The sequence below is a fragment of the Barnesiella sp. genome, assembly GCF_022723415.1.
Taxonomy (GTDB): Bacteria; Bacteroidota; Bacteroidia; order Bacteroidales; family Barnesiellaceae; genus Barnesiella; species Barnesiella intestinihominis.
Genome location: NZ_JAIJHU010000056.1, coordinates 1 through 18,968, shown reverse-complemented (window position 1 = coordinate 18,968; position 18,968 = coordinate 1). Strand labels below are relative to the sequence as shown.

Sequence of the window (18,968 nt, the reverse complement as noted above, 5' to 3'; positions counted from 1 at the left end):
GAGCTCTGTACAGAGCTCCTTTTTTTGTGAACGATCTGCTCGTTGGCTTTACTTAATGATTCCGTCACGCCGCATTAATGCATCTATCGTGGGTTCGCTTCCTTTGAAGCGTTTGTATAGAATCATGGGATTTTCCGTACCGCCCCGCTTCAAGATATTGTCGCGGAATGATGTGGCTGTAACCGGGTCGAAAATGCCGTTAGCCTTGAATACGGAGAATGCATCGGCATCAAGAACTTCGGCCCATTTATAGCCGTAGTATCCTGCGGCATAACCACCCGAAAAGATGTGACTGAATTGAGGTGCAATGAGTGTACCTTCTACATCGGGTAATACTAATGTTTTATCGATAGCGGCTTTTTCAAAAGCGATAGCGTCGTCTACCGGGGCAGTGATTGTATGATATGCCATATCGAGGTTCCCGAAAGTCAATTGACGTACGCAAGAATAGGCAGCAAGGTATTGACTGGACTTTTTAATTTTTTCCACCAATTCGACCGGAATTTTTTCACCGGTTTTGTAGTGGACTGCAAAGCTGTCGAGAAATTCTTTTTCGGAAAGATAGTTCTCATTGAATTGTGAAGGAAGTTCCACGAAATCGCGATATACGTTTGTCCCGGAAAGCGAAGCGTAAGTGACGTCGGAAAGTAATCCGTGCAGAGCATGTCCAAATTCATGTAGGAATGTTTCTACTTCGTCGTAAGTTAATAGGGCGGGAGTATCCGACGTAGGGCGAGAGAAGTTCATGACAATCGTTACATGCGGACGACTGTCTTTTCCGTTTTCTTCTTTCCATTGTCCTTTGAACTCTGTCATCCAAGCTCCGGCTCGTTTCCCGTCGCGGGGGAAAAAGTCGGTATATATAACTCCCACGTAATTCCCGTCATTGTCGGTTACTTCGAATGCTTCGACTTCGGGGTGATATACCGGGATTTTAGGATTTTTTGTAAAGTGTAATCCGTATAGGCGAGTGGCTAACCCGAATACTCCTTTTATCGTATTGTTTACTTCGAAGTAGGGGCGTAGCATTTCATCGTTGAGGTCGTATTTGATGTGTTTAAGTTGTTCGGAATAGTAACTGAAATCCCACGGCATTAGGGTTATGTCTTTCCCTTCTTTTCCGATGGCGAAACCTTCGACTTCTTTAACGTCTTGCAGGGCTGCCGGTTTGTAGGCATCGAGCAGTTGATTCAGCAAGTTGTAGACGTTGGCACTGTTACCGGCCATAGTGCGTTGGAGTTTATACTCTGCATAGTTGGGCTTGTCGAAAAGTTTTGCCATTTCGAGTCGCACTTCGGCGATACGTTTTAAGACGGGAATGTTGTTGTATTCGCCCGACAGATTACGTGAATTGTATGCGCGATACAGTTTTTCTCTTAAATCTCTGCGAGAAGAATATTTCATGAAAGCGCTGTAACTGGGATAGGAGAGATTGACCATAAATCCTTCTTTCCCTTTGCTCTTTGCCAGTGCCGCAGCGGCATCTCGCGCGCTTTGGGGGAGTCCTTCCAAATCGTTCTCGGAGAGCATCATGCTGAAAAGATTGGTTTCTTTCAAAACATTTTGTCCGAATGTGAGTGTGAGTTGGCTTAGTTCCGAGGATAATTTTCTGTATTGTTCCCGGTCTTCACCTTTCAATTCGGCTCCGCTTAGAGCGAAAGACTCGTAGGTCTCTTTGAGGAGTGTTTTTTGCTCGGGCGTGAGATCGAGCTGGTCACGACGGTCATAAACGAACTTGATGCGGTCGAAAAGTTTTTCGTTCAAGCTGATGTTGTTACTGTGCTCCGAAAGCATGGGTTGTACTCGTTGGGAGATTTCCATCATTTCGTCGTTGCTTTCGGCGCTCAGTAAAGCGAAAAATGCACTAGCGACCCGGTTTAGCATTTGACCGCTTCGATCGAGCGCTTCGATGGTGTTTTCGAATGTGGGCATCGAACGTTGATTGACAATCGCGTCGATTTCTTTCTGATTTTCTTCTATGGCTTTTTTAAAAGCCGGTTCGTAATGCGACAATTTTATTTTGTCGAACGGTACAGTTTGGTGGGGCGTTTTATAAGTCCCGAAAAAAGGATTAGCAGCTTGTGCCATGATTGTAAAAACAGTTAAGGCAGATAATAAAATTTTTTTCATTTCTACTGTATTATGTAATGTAATTTCTATTTATAAACAAAGGTCACGATTTATAATTATTCTAACTAATCTTCGACACTTAATAAATATTAAACAAAGTAATTCGTACATGTATTTCGAGTTTGCCGTTCTTTTTTATATTACTTTTACACTCCGTAAAATGACAGAAATATGAAGAAACGTATCCTCTTTCTGATAGCCGTGTATTTTTGGTTTTTCGTTATGTTTGTTTTGCAGAAACCTCTATTCATGTTGTTTCATTGGGATATTTACGGTAAGATTCCGTTAATGGAGTGGTTTTCTGTGATGTGGAACGGGCGGCCATTGGATTTTTCTATGGCGGCTTATCTTACGGCCATACCTGCATTGTTTGTCGTGGCAACGGTGTATTTACAGAAGAAATGGTGGATTCCGGTGTATCGTGTTTATTTTGCTATTGTTTCGTTCGTGGTGGCTGCCATAACGTTGGGCGATGCCGTGCTGTATAGCTATTGGGGATTTAGGATAGATGCCACGCCTCTTTTTTATCTCACGTCCCCGGCCGATGCTGTCGCCAGTATTCCGGCATGGGAAACTGTACTGATTGTCTTTCTTATATTTGTTTATGCCGCTCTGTTGTTGTGGCCCATGTGGAGATTATCAGGAAAAACGGGTTCTTGGCAAAGACCTAAGAAATCGATTTTGTCCTTTGCTTGTTTATTGTTGCTTGTCGCTTCTCTTTTTATTCCCATTCGAGGCGGGTTTACGGTGTCGACCATGAATGTGGGCAAGGTTTATTTCAGTGATCGTATGGCGCTTAATCACGCCGCTATCAATCCGGTATTCAGTTTGATGTCGTCATTGTCCAAATCGGAAGACTTTTCATCTCAGTATCGTTTTTTCGAACCGGAAAAGGCCGATGTTATTTTTGAACCTTTACGTGGCGGGGGGCCTTCGGTATATCCTGCCGACAGCTTGCAATGGGTGAAAGCTCGCCCGAATGTGTTGTTGATCGTTCTTGAAAGTTTTTCGGGAGTAGCTATGGAGAGTTTAGGTGGGATTCCCGGAGTGATGCCCAATCTTGAAAAAATAGCTTCGGAAGGAATTTTGTTTACTAATTTTTATGCCAATAGTTTCAGAACCGATCGAGGGTTAACTTCTATCCTTAGCGGCTACCCGGCACAACCCACCGCATCGATTATGAAGTATCCCGCCAAGTCACAATCGCTTCCGGGTATATCGAAATCTTTACGTAAGGCCGGTTATGACACGCAGTTTCTTTATGGGGGCGATGCCGATTTCACGAATATGCGTTCCTATTTTATTTCTATGGGTATGGACAATATCGTGTGCGACCGTGATTTCCCTTTGTCTCAGAGATTGAGTAAGTGGGGAGTTCCAGACGATGTAACGTTCGAAAAGTTTTATTCATTGATAAAAGAGCAATCTCGGGAGCCTTTTATGAAAATGTTTTTAACGCTGAGCAGTCATGAACCGTTCGATGTTCCTATGAACCGGTTGGAGGATAAGTATTTGAACTCGATAGCTTATACCGATAGCTGTGTAGGAGACTTTGTAGAGAAATTGAAGAGGCTCCCTGTTTGGGACAATACGCTTATCGTCTTTGTCGCCGACCATGCCAAGCGTTATCCCCAAAATGTGGAGAACCACGATATTGTCCGTCATCATATACCTATGGTTTGGGCCGGAGGAGCCGTAAAGCGCCCTTTGGTTGTCGATGAATATTTGTCGCAAATGGATTTGGCAGCAACTTTATTAGCTCAGTTGCATATTCCTTATGATGATTTTACGTTCAGTAAAAATCTTACGGATTCGACCAAAGAGCATTTCGTTTTTTATGCTTTTCCCGATGGGTTCGGATTTGTCGATAAAGATGGAGCGGCAGTATATGATTGTGCGTCTCAATCGATTCTGATCGGGCAGAACGATAGTAATGCCATTCACTTGAACAAGGGAAAGGCATATCTTCAAAAATTATATGACGATTTAGCTCGTCGGTAAAAATATAGAGTGGGTTAATTGTATTTTTTTAGAAGATGGAAATAAGAAATACATTGCCTGAGGATATGGACCGTGTGATGTTTATATTCGAGCAGGCCAGACAGTTTATGCGGTTGAACGGAAACTTGCATCAATGGACGGGCGGATATCCTTCGGAAGAGGTTCTCGAAGCCGATATTTCGTCAAATAGCAGCTTTGTTTGTGTAGATGACCAAAAAGAAGTGGTGGGCACTTTCTGCTTTCGTTACGGGTTTTCTCCCGAGCCGACGTATAACGTGATTTATGACGGAGGGTGGTTGAATGAGAAGCCTTATGGTGTGATACATCGGATTGCATCTTCGGGAAAAGTGGGAGGGGTCTTTTCCGCTTGCTTGGAATGGTGTTCTCGATACGTCGATAATATTCGTATCGATACTCATCGGGATAATAGGGTGATGCAAGAATTATTGCTTCGGCATGGGTTTCGCCGTTGTGGAATTATTTATTTGGCAAACGGGGACGAGAGGATTGCTTTTCAAAAAGAGGTTTAAATTAGAATTTATATTAAAGAAAGGGGCGGGAAATGACATTCCCGCCCCTTTCTTTTTGTGGAGGACAATTTTTACTTAACCGTTAGTTTTGTCGTCATATTGGTTTTATCGCCTGTGATATGAATAAAGTAAATTCCCGCAGCGAGATCGCTCAAATCTAATTGATTTTGTTCTCCTGCATTTATATTGCCCATGTATCGTGAGTATATTTCTGTTCCATTGAGGGTATAAATCGAGACATTTACGTTTTTATCGTCGTTTTGTAGAAGGAAATAGCAAATGTCTGTGGCTGGATTGGGGTATACCATCGGCCGGGTTGGAGTTCCTATCTGTTCTATACCAGAGTGGTTTAGGCAGTATACCAAGCCATCGTATGCATTGATTTTCCCATATCCCCATCGGTTATTTCCTACACCGGCAATGTTTCCGGTATAGCTGTCGGTTGTTGCGGTATTAGATAGAATTTCACGGACTTGTTCCGGTGTGAGCTTCGGATTGGCTTGCAACCATGTAGCCAGAATACCGGTGACTACGGGGGTGGCCATGGAGGTTCCTTCCATCGAACCGTAGTAATAGTTTACGGTATTTACATTTTCTTGTTTGACGACATAGTTATAATCTTCGCCGTTACGATTGCTACTTGTGGAACTATTGAACGAAGATATTAACATAGAGCCGGGGGCGGTAATATCGGGTTTCATACGACCGTCGGCGGTAGGCCCTAAACTTGAAAAGGAGACTAACTGATTAAGGGTTTGACCGGAGTTATTCCACATAGAGCTGTTTTTGTGATCTATGTAATTACAGCTGGTGTAAGCTCCGACAGTAATGATTCGTTTTCCGGTTCCTCCGATTTCACCCATAGTAGAATTATTGTCTCCGTTCGTAAATTCATTATTGCCAAAGTTGGAGAGCCAAGACATGTAAGCATCGGTCCATGCATTGATTGTGGTTTCTTCGGGGCCAGAAATTTCGAATCCTATATAATAGTTTCTATTGTCGAATGAAGATAAATTCAAATCGATAGTTATATTCCCTTTTTTATTGTAGGGATTGGTTGCAGTGGATATGTAAATATTTCCGTCAGCTCCTGTCGGATTGGATATTTTTTTACTGGCACTTGCGGTTGTCGAAAAAGATTCTGATGAATAAACTTCCTTTTTATTTAGAATGTCATATACAAATACTCTTGCCGATAGTTGTTTTTCTGCATCTCCCCAGATATCGACGGTACTTGTCATTGAACCGTAGAGATACCAATTGGAGACAAATTCGACTAACGATTTCATGTTGGTATCTCCTTTTTTCAAGGTTTTTGTCGCATGTATATTGTATTCAGCTTCATTTCCCGAAGCTCCGACCAAAAGTCGGCCTTCTCCTTGCAATTCGTCGCAAATACGGTCGAATGTGGAAGTGCCATCGTGCGGACCGATATGATACCCGAGGCTCATATTGATGACACAGGGTTTACCGACGGATTCGGCATAGTCGTAGATATATTTAATACCGTCTGTGATGCTTGTATTGCTACTACTATTGTCGGATATGTTATAGCTGACGAGAACCAAATCTGCATCAGGAGCGATTCCATAGTATTCGTTTCCTTTATATGCTCCGGCTGCAATTCCCGTGACGTGGGTAGCATGGCTAGCTGCATAATCCTGTTTTGCCGCGATGATTTCCTCGGCATTCGTATATTCTGTTCCATAATAATAGCCGGTGGGTGGCGTTCCCGACTGGTTTTGATTCCATACTCTTTTGATACGCAGATTTTTACCTTCTGTATCGTAAAAATTGATATGGTTATATTGGAATCCGCCGTCGATGATGCCGACTATAACATCTTTGCCGGTATAGGCTTGGGTGAGCCCTGTCCCTTCGTGTATTTTGTTTACATTGCTAAATTGTTCGGAACGAACGTTGTTCATTCGTTGGTGAACCGGACGTCCTATTTCGATGTACTTTACCGATGGTAGTTGCGACACGGAAATCAAATTATCTGCCGGGATATTGGTGGAAAGTATAGTCCCGTATTGGGCATTGATGATGACTTGATTTTCTTCGAGTCCATCGAGATTATTTTCATCTACCAGGTAGAGAAATGCCGAAACAGCCATTTCACCGTTGTTTTGGTTGATTGCGTATGTCGATTTGAGTTTTGCCTGTTGGCTGATAGTAGAGGTAGATTCGTAACTTCTCAAAAAATTTTGTGTCGATGGAGACATTTTTTCTTCTGCGTTTAACAGAAATGAGCCGAGTGTCGCCATTAAGCAAAGTGATAGTAATAATTTTTTCATCGATTTAATTATTAAATGGTCTTTGATAACTAACGGTTGCGTACCGGAGAGGAACATTCGATATATGTAATTCCCGGTAAAGTAATGAATTGTGGTAATATTTTTAATGGTATAGCAAAACTATATATCGAGTCGCTATATTTTATACAATGTCCCCCGATATGGAGGAGATTCTCTTCCTTGAAATCGGCAACCGTGTGTAAGTAGCCTGTCAACAGATAATTCCCATTTTGATTGTGCAATGAAAATCTTTTTATCAACAATTCGGACGGGACATATTTTTCTAAATTATTGCCGGATTGTCGGAGATCGGCGTTCCACGCATCCCAAAACATGCGAAAAGAAGCGGAGACGGACAAATGTTCCGGCAAGGTATAGTTAGCCGTGCTGGCTGGCTTGTCGGATTTTTCCAGAGTTTTATTTGTATGACATGCTGTAAAGGCTATCATTAAAAAGGCTGCGTATATATATTTCCACATCATAATAGAAAAAGAATATTTAAAGAAACAAATATAATTATTTATTTCTTTAATATTATATTTTGAGATGGTATTTTAATATATAGTTTTTTCTTCTATTTGTAATCTCGTTTGGATTATTTCTGACAATCTTTCAAGATAGGATTCGGTTTGACAACCGAAATAAATTTTGTCCAGTATTTTCCTCTCTTTATCTTTGCTGAAAAAAATTATGATTTTCTATTTTTCGGCAACGGGTAATAGCCAATACATTGCACAGAGGTTGGCAGAAGTTACGGGTGAAACTCTTGTTTCAATAACAGAATGTCTGAAAAATCATAAATATACTTGGGAGCTGTTGCCCGGAGAGAGGGTCGGTTTTGTGACTCCTGTTTATTTTTTTGGATTGCCGTCTATTGTCTCGGAATTTATCCGTAACTTAGATTTATGTGTTCGAGGGCAACATTTCGTCTATCATGTCGTAACTTTTGGAACTATAACGGGACAGTCCCATTATATGATGGAAAAGGCATTGAGAAAGAAGGGATTAAATTTGGACGGTAGATATATCGTCAAAATGGTAGACACCTATACATTGATGTTTGATTTGTCTGATGAAGAGAAATGTGAGAAGGTTATGAAAGATGCGGAGGTGTGTATAGATCGTGTTATAGAAAAGGTTGTCAACAGAGTTCGGGGTGATTTTGATAATAGGAAGATTCCTCACTGGCTCGCTTTTCCCTATACTTATTGCAATCGAAAGAAATCGACTGCCCCTTTCGTGGCATTAGGTCGATGTATCGGATGTGGGGCGTGTGCCAAGAAGTGTCCGATGGGTGCAATAGAAATGCGAGATAATCGTCCGATTTGGATAAAGGAGCAATGTTTGCAGTGTTTGGGGTGTTTGCATCGTTGTCCGGTATTTGCTATTCAGTATGGGAAAAAGACAATCAAACATGGTCAGTTCGTCCATCCGGGGGTAAAGATGTGAAAATCGATTTCGATATAGTATTCTCTGTTGTGAAATTTTTATTGTTTTAGTTGGTTCGATAGAATGTTACTCAGTTGTTTTTCCGAAGGATTATTGGAAATGATTTTACCGTCGGGTCCGAGTAATATGAGGTGAGGAATTCCTTGTATGGCATACGTAAGTATAGTGGTGGATTCCCAACCTTTTTGATCTATGAGTTGTGTCCATTTTATTTGGTTTTTCTGTATATATTCTTTCCATTCTTCCCGGTTTGTATCGAATGAGATACCTACAATGGAGAATTGCCGTTTGTCATATCGTTCGAATAATTGTTTTAAATAAGGAGTTTGTCTTCGACAAGGGGGACACCATGATGCCCAAAAGTCGAGGAGAATATATTTCCCTTTGTCGATATATGTCGATAAAGAAGTCTCTTTCCCTTCGATTGTCTGTAAAGGTAAGTCGATATACGGCATACCGGGTTCTACGTTTTTCAGTCGATCCAACATGTGGGAAACTTTTTTTACCGCCGGATTTTTTTTAAAAGAAGGAGCTGCATGGGCGATTAGCTCTCGCTGTTCTTCGGGGGAGAATAAAAAGCTGTTTTGTAGAAACAGATAGATAGAAGTTACGTTGTCGGTATTTGCCAGAATATAGTTTCGAGTGAGTGTTTCAAGACCTTTTTGTTCTTTATCGAAAGCCTTTTTCAATATTACAAAAGTACTGTCGGATAATTGTCCCGATAAATAATCTTTCAGATATCGGTTCGTAATGTTTCGTATGCGGGTATCGTAGGAGCGGCGTTTTGTCTCATACATCTGCAATCTGTCGTTCAACGGCGTCCCGGATATATGAGAGACAGAATCGAGCGTAACATAAATATCTCCCTTTTCCAACGCTATCAGTTGAGGTGGAATTTGTGATTGTTTGTCGTTCAAATGTACCAATATTGCTATCGTCGGACTTTTTTGTTCTCCTTTGAATGAGAATGAACCGTTAGTGACAGTAGCACTATCGACTATTTCGAATTGTTCGTTGTTTTGTTTTTGCAGTAAGATGGTTTCTCCATCAGGTATAAGATTGGTTTTTCCGGTGATTTTATATTTTCCGCCGCAGCTTGCCATAATCACTCCTATCAAACCGATCCATATCAATTGTCTTTTTTTCATAGTTATTCCGAATTTGCCGTTTATGGTATAAACAGAAGATTTTCAACATAGTTTAACCGAAACAGAGGATTAACAATTGGATATGTGGTTGATGAGAGCGGTTGTTGATGTTGGGCAGCTTTTGTGTGATAGAGCGTACAGAAAAGATTTTCGATGATGAAGAGTGGACGGAGCTTTACCGAAATTTTCGGAATATGCGAAAAATTCGTGATATTAGTCTGAATCCCCATATAGCACTTTCGATCATTGTGAAGCTATTTAATAAACGGCCTCCGATATATCCTGAAACCGATTTCGCCTCTGAGAACGGTGCTACTACTTGTCGGTAGGCTTCATTGACGTTTTTTTGCTGTTCGGCGATGGCTATTTTTAGAGCTTGTTTATGAACCGCTATTTCTTCGAGGGTCAGCCCTTGTTGATTTGTATGGTTTTCGTTCATTTTATAGAGGAGTTTTTTCATTATCCAGTAACACTTTGGAGATAAAACGAGTGATAGGAACCAATATGAGTTTTTTCTTGAATAGGATAACAATCGCTATGAGTAACAGGAACACAGCACCGACGATCGCATAGCTTCCTACGATTCCTACAAGAGGCTCTAAAAGATAGACCAGTGCAAAGGAAAGATATATGCCGGCTCCAACAGAGAGCACCAAGATGACAGCGAAGAGAACCGACATGCCCAGTATAACCGAAATTTTTTCAGTAGCTGTCAGTTTGGCATAGTCAATTTGTAAATTGATATATTTCTTTCCTTCTTCAAATAGTTTTCGGAAAGCGTTGTTTTGAGTATCGAACATAACTGTGTTTTTTAGAGGAGAGAAAAATATAGATGAGAGTATCAAAGGTACGAACCGGTACGCTTTGATATCCTCATCTTCATTTTAGAGGAGTTACTTCCCGCCCTTTACCTCTTCGGCAATTTGGTCGACCAAGTGTTCCATATCTTCTTTTTTTAATTGGATTCCTTTGTCGTGAAGTAATTTACAAATGCGCGCTCTGGTATCGACCCCTTTTTCGGGAGCAAACAGAATTCCGGCGGCAGCACCCACGGCGGCTCCGCCGAGAAATGCAAACAATAAATTTAGACCTTTCATAATTTTTACATTTTAATGTGGTTATACAAAGATAACAAAATAATCGGGATTTTGTTAGTCTGCTTGAAAAAGATTTTCGGCTTAATCGGTTGACAAAAAACTATAAAGGATAAATAGGGGTTGAATTATGTATCGTTAAAGTCGCTATCTTTGTAGATACGAAGATGGGATGCGGTTCGGCATAGTCAAATCGGAAATAAAATTTCCGTTTGTCTCAGCACTTACCTTTCGCTATCTTTGTAAAGTTTAAAAGAAAAGGTATTATAAGATTCCTAGAATTATGTCTGAACATTCTATCTTTATTAAAGGGGCGCGAGTCAATAATCTCAAAAATATCGATGTAGAAATTCCCAGAGATCGTTTTATCGTTATTACGGGATTATCTGGGTCGGGAAAATCATCGTTGGCTTTCGATACTTTATATGCCGAGGGACAACGTCGTTATGTAGAAAGTTTGTCGGCTTATGCAAGGCAATTTTTGGGGCGTATGAGTAAACCCGAATGTGACTATATCAAAGGCATTCCGCCTGCCATAGCCATAGAACAGAAAGTAAATACAAGGAATCCTCGATCGACGGTGGGAACTTCGACCGAGATATATGATTATATGAGGTTGCTGTATGCTCGCATCGGGAAAACTTATTCTCCTGTGTCTGGGGAGTTGGTTAAGAAGCATCAGGTAGACGATGTCGTGCATTGTGCCTTAGGTTTTCCCGATGGAACTCGTTTCGCTTTGCTTACGAATTTGGTTATACCGGAGGGGCGAGACTTGAAAACTCACTTACAAATTTTGCAAAAGGAAGGTTTCCCGAGGGTAGAAGTGAACGGGCGTTTCCAAGCCATAGAAGATTTGTTGACCGATGGGGAATTACCGGAGTCCAACACTGTTCGTTTGGTAATAGACCGAATGAGCGTTTCGCATGAGACCGATACAATCAGTCGATTGTCCGATTCCGTCGAGACTGCCTTTTTTGAAGGTGGGGGAGAGTGTATCGTTCTGGTTTATGACGGCGAAGAAATACGGGAGTTTAGTTTTTCGAAAAGGTTCGAGGCAGACGGTATCACATTCAACGAGCCGAGCGAGTTGATGTTTAACTTTAATAATCCGGTGGGTGCATGTCCCACTTGTGAGGGATTTGGGAAGGTTATCGGTATAGACGAGGATTTGGTTGTTCCGAATAAAACTTTGTCGGTTTATGACGATGCTGTGATGTGTTGGCGTGGGGAGAAAATGAGTGAATGGAAAAACGATTTGATACGCCAAGCAGACTCTTTGCACTTTCCCATACATCGTCCTTATTTCAAATTGACCGACCGGGAGAAAGATATATTATGGCATGGAGCCGGCGATTTCGAGGGAATAGACGGATTTTTCGCTATGCTTGAAGCCAATCAGTATAAAATACAATATCGTGTAATGCTCGCCCGATACCGGGGAAAGACCATCTGTCCTGTGTGCAAAGGCAGCCGATTGAAACCTGAGGCTGAATATGTGAAGGTGGGAGGGCGTTCAATCTCAGAGCTTGTGAATTTACCGATTAGCGAGTTGAAAGAGTTTTTCGACCGTCTCGAACTCGACGAACATGATGCTTTGATTGCGAAACGATTGTTGACCGAGATTAGGAATCGTATTTGTTTTCTGCAAGAGGTAGGGTTGAGTTACCTGACTTTGAACAGGTTGTCTTCTACTCTCTCGGGCGGAGAAAGCCAACGTATCAATTTAGCCACTTCTTTGGGCAGCAGTTTGGTCGGTTCTTTATATATTCTCGATGAACCGAGTATAGGGCTTCATTCCCGGGACACAGGTTTATTGATAAAAGTTTTGAGGCAGTTGCAGGAGTTGGGCAATACCGTTGTCGTTGTCGAACATGACGAAGATATTATACGGGCGGCCGATTATATTATCGATATAGGTCCGTTGGCCGGTCGTTTGGGTGGTGAAGTCGTTTATCAAGGAGGCTTGTCTCGATTACCCAAAGCGACTCGTAGCTATACCATGCGTTATTTGACGGGTGAGAGTAAAATAGAGTTGCCTGCAAATCGCCGGAAATGGAATCAATATATCGAAGTAGAAGGGGCTGCTCAGAACAATCTGAAATCGATCGATGTGAAGTTTCCCCTTCATGTTATGACCGTTGTTTCGGGTGTCAGTGGTTCGGGTAAATCGTCGTTAGTCAGAGATGTTTTTTATCGGGCTCTTCTTCGGCATTATGGAGAGGGCGGAGAAATGCCCGGAACGTATTCTCGTCTTTCGGGCGATATGGATCGAATTCATTCTGTCGAATTCGTGGATCAGAATCCTATCGGTAAATCGACTCGTTCCAATCCTGCTACGTATTTGAAAGCGTTTGACGAGATACGGAAACTGTTTGCCGAGCAACAAGGAGCCAAGCAGATGGGATTTTCTCCCTCGTATTTCTCTTTTAACTCCGAGGGCGGACGCTGCGAGGAGTGTAAAGGAGAGGGAACCATTACTGTGGAAATGCAGTTCATGGCCGATATTGTCCTCGAATGCGAGTCGTGCCACGGAAAAAGGTATAAGCAAGATGTACTCGATATCGAGTATAGGGGCAAGAACATCAGCGATGTGCTTGATATGACTATCAATCAGGCCATAGAGTTTTTTTCGGAGGTGAACGGAAGTCAGGAGAAGCGTATCATAAAGCGGTTGAAGCCGTTGCAAGACGTAGGACTGGGATATATAAAATTAGGACAGTCTTCTTCAACGCTTTCGGGCGGAGAAAATCAGCGTGTGAAATTAGCCTTTTTCCTGAGTAACGAGAAACAGGAATCGACTCTTTTTATTTTTGACGAACCTACGACAGGTTTACATTTTCATGATATAAACACGCTTTTGAAATCGTTTAACCAGCTTATCGAACGAGGTCATACCGTTGTTATCATCGAACACAATATGGACATTATAAAATGTGCCGACCACGTTATCGATATGGGACCGGAAGGTGGTAAAGAGGGTGGATACGTGGTTTGTACCGGCACTCCCGAGGAGATCGCCGAGTGCTCTGCTTCCTATACGGGAATGTTTTTGAAAGAGAAACTAAGAAGCTGTTTTAAATTTATTGAGAAATAATATTACCATTGCAAGCAGGTATGTTCCGGTCAGATTGCGCCCCTGTCTCGGAATAAATTTAAAACAGCTTCTTAAAGTTTAGCGTATGCGGTCGAGGCTTCGAACCAAACGCTCGTCTTTATTAATGGCCTTATAGGCTAAAATGTCGAGAATGAGGGCGATGAAAGGCATTACGATATAAGCTGTCCACGATATGTTTGAAGCCGAAAGATCTTCGCGGAATGTATAACCGCTCAAAAAGATGACGATATAGAAAGTCACCAGAAAGAATGCGTCGATCATGCAGATACGCGCTTGTGTAGGTCTGTTCTTATATAGGAAAATCGTGATAAACGATAATACGGCTATTACGGTTCCTAATACGAATACTCCCCATGTGGGGGTAAATACAGAAGTTTGTGTGACTGCTGCGGCACTATCCTGTACAGGAGTTGTCATAGCTTCTACGGTAGAGATACCTTGTGCCGTGAAACTGTAAATGCCATCGGTCGTATCGAATTGAGCTATCGGAAGAAATAAAAATACAGCCATTAAAGCCGTCGTCAGTAATAAATAGATCGATTGTATTCGTTGTATCATAATATAAGTTTTCTTCAATGGTGAAATAGGTACGTAAATAAACGGAGCGGGTTGCAGCTTATTTGTGCGCTCCGTTTTGCAAAGATAGAAAATTGTCGGTAAACACCCAAATGTGGATTTGAGAAATAGCTGTGGAAAGGAGGGTAGGGCGAATGGGAAAAATTAAATAACCTTTTTCCGGCACACTATTTGTAAATTAAGTTTGTTATATAAGGGAAAGCTATTAAATTTACTTCGATTTTATATTTATAAAGATGATTACGACAGAGATAACGAAATTGCAGTACGATATATACGGCTTGCTTGCCGAGAGACGATTGAAAGACGCTTTCGGTAAACTTGCTTTATTGGTAAACGAGTTGCAAGATTGGGTAAGCCGGGACAAGTTGAACGAGATGGAGACGTCGTATAGATATATGATACAATATATGTTGGACGGTGTCGAGGATCCCGAACGGAAGAGTATTTACGATCATTTGGTTTTGTCTGCTTATGTGTTGACCGATCGGGTTTCGGATCGATTGGCCGGGCAGGTTTCTCCTTCTCAATACTATGGGTGGAAGAGATATGCGTCGGCCAGCCGAACGGGTATTTCCTTATCGTCTCAATTCGATGTGTGCGATAATGAAATCAACGATCTTTCTTTGGCTTTGTTGCTTGGCGAACAAGAGCAAGATTTTTCTAAAATTCAATCATTGAAACACCGTATCGAGGACACGGCGGGAAATCTTTTTATGGATATATGGACCAATTATCCGGCGGCAGAGGAAGATTACCGGTCGTTAAGAGAGGCTCTTTTCACCGATCGTTTTCCCGATACTTTCGTTTCGCTTCTTCTTTCGGCTGTGTTGTTGAACTTATTGCACCGGTTCGACGAGCAAAAGTTGCTCATTCTGTTGGACGGTTATCGCCATTCTTCGCCCGAGATACAGATGCGTTCGCTTTGTTGTGCCCTCATCGTCATGTATATTTATCGGGAGAGATTGCCTCTTTTGAAGAGTTTGCGGAATCGCCTCGATGCATTGTGTGAAGAACCGAGATTCAAGACCGATGTTCGTAATATTTTCTTGCAGTTCATCAAAAGTCAAGAGACTGAAAAAATTACCAGAAAAATGAATGAAGAGCTGCTTCCCGAAATGATGAAACTGGGGCCATCGCTTTATAAGAAAATACGTCAAGAAGACTTGATGAACGATATCAATGCGCTGGAAGAAAATCCGGAGTGGCAGGAGATGCTCGACAAATCGGGAATTACCGATAAGTTAAAGGAGTTGACCGATTTGCAGATGGAGGGAGCCGATGTTTTCATGAGTACGTTTTCTCATTTGAAGAGTTTCCCTTTTTTCCAGTCGATTCAAAATTGGTTTTTGCCGTTTAATCCCGATCATACAGCGTTGTCGGGGGTATTGTCCGGTAAGGGTGGAGATACGTTTAAGAAGATGATTTCGGCATCGGCTCTATTGTGTAATTCGGATAAATATTCTTTTTGTTTGAGTTTGGCTCAGGTTCCCGAGTCGCAAAGGGATTTGATGATGGGGCAATTCAGTGCCGAGAATGCGGCGGTTCAAGAGATGGAAAAAGAGGAATTGATGAAGAAAGAAATAAGTCGGGAAAATATATCCAATCGTTATATTCAAGATTTGTACCGTTTCTTCAAGCTGTATATACGTCGAACCGAGTTTACGGATCCTTTTGCCGGGCATATCAATTTATTGCATGTATCTGTTTTGAATCCGTTATTGAGCGATTCGGACAGTTTGCGCCTCATAGGGGAATATTATTTCCGGCGGGGATATTATGCCGAGGCTCTCGAATTGTTCGAAAGGCTTTCGGCGGCATATCATTCGGATAGTGAAATTTATCAGAAGATAGGTTTTTGTTACCAGAAGAAAGGAGACTATGCCAACGCTTTGGAGGCTTTCCTCAAAGCAGAAATTATTTCGCCCGACAATTTCTGGACGATTAGACGCATAGCTACATGTTACAGAAATATGAAAAAGCCCGAGATGGCTCTTTCGTATTATCATCGTGCCGAAAAGATACAGCCCGAAAATTTATCGGTACAGATGAATATAGGGCATTGTTATGTCGAACAGAAAGATTATGAAGAGGCGCTTAAATATTACTTCAAGGTGGATTATCTCGATCCCGAAGGTGGAAAAGCGTGGCGTCCTATCGCATGGTGTTCTTTCTTAGTCGGTAAAAAAGAACAGGCGCAGCGGTATTATGAGAAGATATTGGACGATAAACCGGTTTCTCTCGATTATTTCAATGCCGGGCATGTGGAGTTTTCTTTGGGACATATCAGAAAGGCTATCGATTATTATCGGCGCAGTATAGAGCTGGACAACGGTGATTCTGCTAAGTTTCTTTCTAATTTCAAGCAGGATGCTCCCGATTTGATCTCCTCGGGAATCGCTGCGAGCGATATGCCTATTTTGTTGGATCAACTTATGTATGGCATTACAGATTCTTTATAACCTTTGACAAGGAGGCGATTCTGTATATAGATATGAGGATAGGGCGTTGTTCGACATAGTCAAAACGGAAGTGGAATTTCCATTTGTCTCTGCACTCGCCTTTCGTTATCTTTGTAAATACGAAGATAGGATGCGGCTCGGCATAGCCAAATTGGAAATGTGATTTCCGTTTGTCTCTGCTCTCACCTTTCACTATCTTTGTCATCTGAAAAAGTAAGGTAATATTTATGAGACGTATAGTTTGTGTACTGTTTCTTGTGGGTGTGTTTTCGATAAATTCCGTATGCGGTGAGACTCTTTCGGAGTATCGGGAGAATTTGTATGATTTGTTCATTCAACAGAAAATACCCCAGTGGGGTGCTGTCTTGTCAAAAATGAGTGCTGATAAGTCGTGCGGGACATTGGAGGGTCGCCATGAAATTTTGTGCGGTTATTATGGCCTTGTAGGACATTTGGTCGATAAAAAGAAGAAAGACGAGGCGCAGACTTATTTGAAAACCGCTTTGGCGCTTTCTGAGAATTATCGAAAAATGTATCCGAACGATGCTCGGTTTAAAGCGTTGCATGCCAATTTGATAGGTTTGAAAATAGCCCTTTCTCCCATGCGTGCAGCTACGTTGGCATCGGGTATGTTGTCGTCGGCTCGGGAGGCTTATAAACTGGCCCCCGGGGATAGTTGGGTTTCTATTCTGTACGGGAATATTTTGTTCTATATGCCGGGAATATTCGGCGGGGATAAAGAGGAAGGTTTGGAGTGCTATCAACGAGCTCGCCGGGGTATGGAAAAGGATATTTTGACCAACGGGCATCATTGGCTTTATGTACAATTGTTGGTGACCATCGGGGTGGTTTATGAGAAATCCGAACGTTATGAGCAGGCGTTAGCGATGTACAAGACGATTATGGAGAAATATCCTGAGTATGGATTTGTAAAAAATACGAGTTATCCTCGGGCTCTGAAAGCAATGCAACAAAAACAATAATTTGAAAAGAAGTGCAATTATGAATGACTATATGCAGGTACGGTTCGATGTAGAGCCGTGTAGCGAGATGGCGACAGATGTTTTGGCTGCGGTTTTGGCTGAAATCGGTTATGAAAGTTTTGTCCCCGACGAACGAGGGGTTACTGCTTTTGTCCCTCAGGGAAAGTATGACGAGATACGACTTAAAGAAGAGTTGTCGCAATATCCCATCGGAGGGGTATCTGTGGCGTATGAAGCGACATTCGTTGCCGGGAGGGATTGGAACGAAGAATGGGAGAAAAATTATTTCAAACCTATTGTCGTGGGTGAAGAGTGCGTGATACATAGTACATTTCATACCGATGTTCCGCAAGCTCGTTACGATGTGCTGATAGACCCTAAGATGGCTTTTGGGACGGGCCATCACGAAACTACCACTCTCATGTTGCAGGCGATATTGGCATCGGATCTTACAGGTCGCTCGGTGCTCGATATGGGGTGTGGTACGGCTGTATTGGGTATTTTGGCTCGTATGAAGGGGGCAGCTTCCGTCGTCGCTGTTGACATTGATGAATTTGCCGTCGAGAATGCCATTGAAAATATCCGTTTGAATCATGTATCGGGAGTTGAAGTCCGTTTGGGAGGAATCGAAGCCTTGAAGCAGGAGTCGTTCGATGTTATTTTTGCCAATATCAATCGGAATATATTGCTGGCCGATATGCATGCTTATGTGGCCTGTATGAAACGTGGCTCACGTATTTTCATGAGTGGTTTTTACGTGGAAGATATTCCTTTTATTCGAGCGGAGGCCGAACACCTCGGATTGCGTTTCGTCGGTTACGCCGAGAAAAACAGATGGGTAGCGGTCGAATGTATGAGCGATTGAAATAGATAAGACAAGTTATTCGTGGGCTCAGGATAGTTAGTGGGGATTGTACTTTTGTACAATCTAACTCCTCTTCTCAGAGACTACCGTTTCTTCGGGTTCTCCCCAATCTGCTCTGCTTATCGAAGGTCCTGCAATTTTGTTTTAACCTCCTCGCACTTTGGGCACTCCCCCTATGTGACACAGGGGGAGAGGTTGAGGAGTATTTCTCTTTTGCCTTGTTTCGATTTTAAGTTGCGATACCCCGTAATGCTACGGGACATGGCAGGGGAGAGGTGTACAAAGCCATTCTTATTCTGAAACAAGAAATGCCGCTCT

General features: G+C 42.2%; 15 protein-coding genes. 7 read left to right on the top strand and 8 right to left on the bottom strand.

Annotated features, from left to right (window positions below):
• Window positions 1–48: 48 nt before the first annotated feature.
• Complete coding sequence (locus QVD32_RS10720) at window positions 49–2,130, bottom strand: M3 family metallopeptidase (RefSeq protein ID WP_021891164.1); 2,082 nt, start codon at window positions 2,128–2,130, stop codon at window positions 49–51.
• A gap of 171 nt (window positions 2,131–2,301) precedes the next feature.
• Here QVD32_RS10720 and QVD32_RS10715 point away from each other — a divergent pair, with 171 nt between their 5' ends.
• The gene (locus QVD32_RS10715; protein ID WP_021891165.1) at window positions 2,302–4,131 is read left to right on the top strand and encodes an LTA synthase family protein; all 1,830 of its coding nucleotides are present in this window, start codon (window positions 2,302–2,304) and stop codon (window positions 4,129–4,131) included.
• A gap of 35 nt (window positions 4,132–4,166) precedes the next feature.
• Complete coding sequence (locus QVD32_RS10710) at window positions 4,167–4,661, top strand: GNAT family N-acetyltransferase (protein WP_021891166.1); 495 nt, start codon at window positions 4,167–4,169, stop codon at window positions 4,659–4,661.
• A 71-nt stretch (window positions 4,662–4,732) separates the two neighbouring features.
• Here QVD32_RS10710 and QVD32_RS10705 read toward each other — a convergent pair whose 3' ends face one another.
• The gene (locus QVD32_RS10705; RefSeq protein ID WP_021891167.1) at window positions 4,733–6,958 is read right to left on the bottom strand and encodes a S8/S53 family peptidase; all 2,226 of its coding nucleotides are present in this window, start codon (window positions 6,956–6,958) and stop codon (window positions 4,733–4,735) included.
• A 29-nt stretch (window positions 6,959–6,987) separates the two neighbouring features.
• Window positions 6,988–7,440 (bottom strand): hypothetical protein, encoded by a 453-nt coding sequence (locus QVD32_RS10700; RefSeq protein ID WP_021891168.1) that lies wholly within the window; start codon window positions 7,438–7,440, stop codon window positions 6,988–6,990.
• A 208-nt stretch (window positions 7,441–7,648) separates the two neighbouring features.
• Between QVD32_RS10700 and QVD32_RS10695 the strand changes: the two genes are divergently transcribed.
• Window positions 7,649–8,407 (top strand): EFR1 family ferrodoxin, encoded by a 759-nt coding sequence (locus QVD32_RS10695; protein WP_021891169.1) that lies wholly within the window; start codon window positions 7,649–7,651, stop codon window positions 8,405–8,407.
• A 38-nt stretch (window positions 8,408–8,445) separates the two neighbouring features.
• Here QVD32_RS10695 and QVD32_RS10690 read toward each other — a convergent pair whose 3' ends face one another.
• The 4 genes from QVD32_RS10690 to QVD32_RS10675 all read right to left on the bottom strand — a co-directional run bounded on the left by QVD32_RS10690 (window position 8,446) and on the right by QVD32_RS10675 (window position 10,652).
• Window positions 8,446–9,555 (bottom strand): TlpA disulfide reductase family protein, encoded by a 1,110-nt coding sequence (locus QVD32_RS10690; RefSeq protein WP_118687223.1) that lies wholly within the window; start codon window positions 9,553–9,555, stop codon window positions 8,446–8,448.
• Window positions 9,556–9,730: 175 nt separating this feature from the next.
• Window positions 9,731–9,994: a hypothetical protein gene (locus QVD32_RS10685; protein ID WP_021891170.1), complete on the bottom strand. Its 264-nt coding sequence runs from the start codon at window positions 9,992–9,994 to the stop codon at window positions 9,731–9,733.
• 1 nt (window position 9,995) lies between these two features.
• Complete coding sequence (locus tag QVD32_RS10680) at window positions 9,996–10,355, bottom strand: phage holin family protein (RefSeq protein WP_008861886.1); 360 nt, start codon at window positions 10,353–10,355, stop codon at window positions 9,996–9,998.
• A gap of 93 nt (window positions 10,356–10,448) precedes the next feature.
• The gene (locus QVD32_RS10675; protein ID WP_008861887.1) at window positions 10,449–10,652 is read right to left on the bottom strand and encodes a YtxH domain-containing protein; all 204 of its coding nucleotides are present in this window, start codon (window positions 10,650–10,652) and stop codon (window positions 10,449–10,451) included.
• Between the two features lie 280 nt (window positions 10,653–10,932).
• Here QVD32_RS10675 and uvrA point away from each other — a divergent pair, with 280 nt between their 5' ends.
• Entirely contained in the window at window positions 10,933–13,743 is a 2,811-nt protein-coding gene (gene uvrA / locus QVD32_RS10670) for an excinuclease ABC subunit UvrA (RefSeq protein WP_021891171.1), read from the top strand.
• Between the two features lie 78 nt (window positions 13,744–13,821).
• Here the strand turns inward: uvrA and QVD32_RS10665 are convergent, their stop codons facing one another.
• Window positions 13,822–14,322, bottom strand: coding sequence for a DUF4293 domain-containing protein (locus QVD32_RS10665; protein ID WP_021891172.1), 501 nt, complete (start codon window positions 14,320–14,322; stop codon window positions 13,822–13,824).
• A 254-nt stretch (window positions 14,323–14,576) separates the two neighbouring features.
• On the opposite strand from QVD32_RS10665, the gene QVD32_RS10660 reads away from it, so the two are divergent.
• From QVD32_RS10660 to prmA, 3 genes are all read left to right on the top strand, one after another.
• The gene (locus QVD32_RS10660; RefSeq protein WP_021891173.1) at window positions 14,577–16,802 is read left to right on the top strand and encodes a tetratricopeptide repeat protein; all 2,226 of its coding nucleotides are present in this window, start codon (window positions 14,577–14,579) and stop codon (window positions 16,800–16,802) included.
• Between the two features lie 227 nt (window positions 16,803–17,029).
• Window positions 17,030–17,785, top strand: a complete 756-nt coding sequence (locus QVD32_RS10655; protein ID WP_021891174.1) for a tetratricopeptide repeat protein — start codon at window positions 17,030–17,032, stop codon at window positions 17,783–17,785.
• 19 nt (window positions 17,786–17,804) lie between these two features.
• Window positions 17,805–18,650, top strand: a complete 846-nt coding sequence (gene prmA / locus QVD32_RS10650; protein WP_021891175.1) for a 50S ribosomal protein L11 methyltransferase — start codon at window positions 17,805–17,807, stop codon at window positions 18,648–18,650.
• The last annotated feature ends 318 nt before the right edge of the window (window positions 18,651–18,968 follow it).

Coding starts and splice junctions, on each gene's coding strand:
- QVD32_RS10720 (WP_021891164.1), bottom strand. CDS start 2,130: ATGAAAAAAATTTTATTATCTGCCTTAACTGTTTTTACAATCATGGCA.
- QVD32_RS10715 (WP_021891165.1), top strand. CDS start 2,302: ATGAAGAAACGTATCCTCTTTCTGATAGCCGTGTATTTTTGGTTTTTC.
- QVD32_RS10710 (WP_021891166.1), top strand. CDS start 4,167: ATGGAAATAAGAAATACATTGCCTGAGGATATGGACCGTGTGATGTTT.
- QVD32_RS10705 (WP_021891167.1), bottom strand. CDS start 6,958: ATGAAAAAATTATTACTATCACTTTGCTTAATGGCGACACTCGGCTCA.
- QVD32_RS10700 (WP_021891168.1), bottom strand. CDS start 7,440: ATGATGTGGAAATATATATACGCAGCCTTTTTAATGATAGCCTTTACA.
- QVD32_RS10695 (WP_021891169.1), top strand. CDS start 7,649: ATGATTTTCTATTTTTCGGCAACGGGTAATAGCCAATACATTGCACAG.
- QVD32_RS10690 (WP_118687223.1), bottom strand. CDS start 9,555: ATGAAAAAAAGACAATTGATATGGATCGGTTTGATAGGAGTGATTATG.
- QVD32_RS10685 (WP_021891170.1), bottom strand. CDS start 9,994: ATGAACGAAAACCATACAAATCAACAAGGGCTGACCCTCGAAGAAATA.
- QVD32_RS10680 (WP_008861886.1), bottom strand. CDS start 10,355: ATGTTCGATACTCAAAACAACGCTTTCCGAAAACTATTTGAAGAAGGA.
- QVD32_RS10675 (WP_008861887.1), bottom strand. CDS start 10,652: ATGAAAGGTCTAAATTTATTGTTTGCATTTCTCGGCGGAGCCGCCGTG.
- uvrA (WP_021891171.1), top strand. CDS start 10,933: ATGTCTGAACATTCTATCTTTATTAAAGGGGCGCGAGTCAATAATCTC.
- QVD32_RS10665 (WP_021891172.1), bottom strand. CDS start 14,322: ATGATACAACGAATACAATCGATCTATTTATTACTGACGACGGCTTTA.
- QVD32_RS10660 (WP_021891173.1), top strand. CDS start 14,577: ATGATTACGACAGAGATAACGAAATTGCAGTACGATATATACGGCTTG.
- QVD32_RS10655 (WP_021891174.1), top strand. CDS start 17,030: ATGAGACGTATAGTTTGTGTACTGTTTCTTGTGGGTGTGTTTTCGATA.
- prmA (WP_021891175.1), top strand. CDS start 17,805: ATGAATGACTATATGCAGGTACGGTTCGATGTAGAGCCGTGTAGCGAG.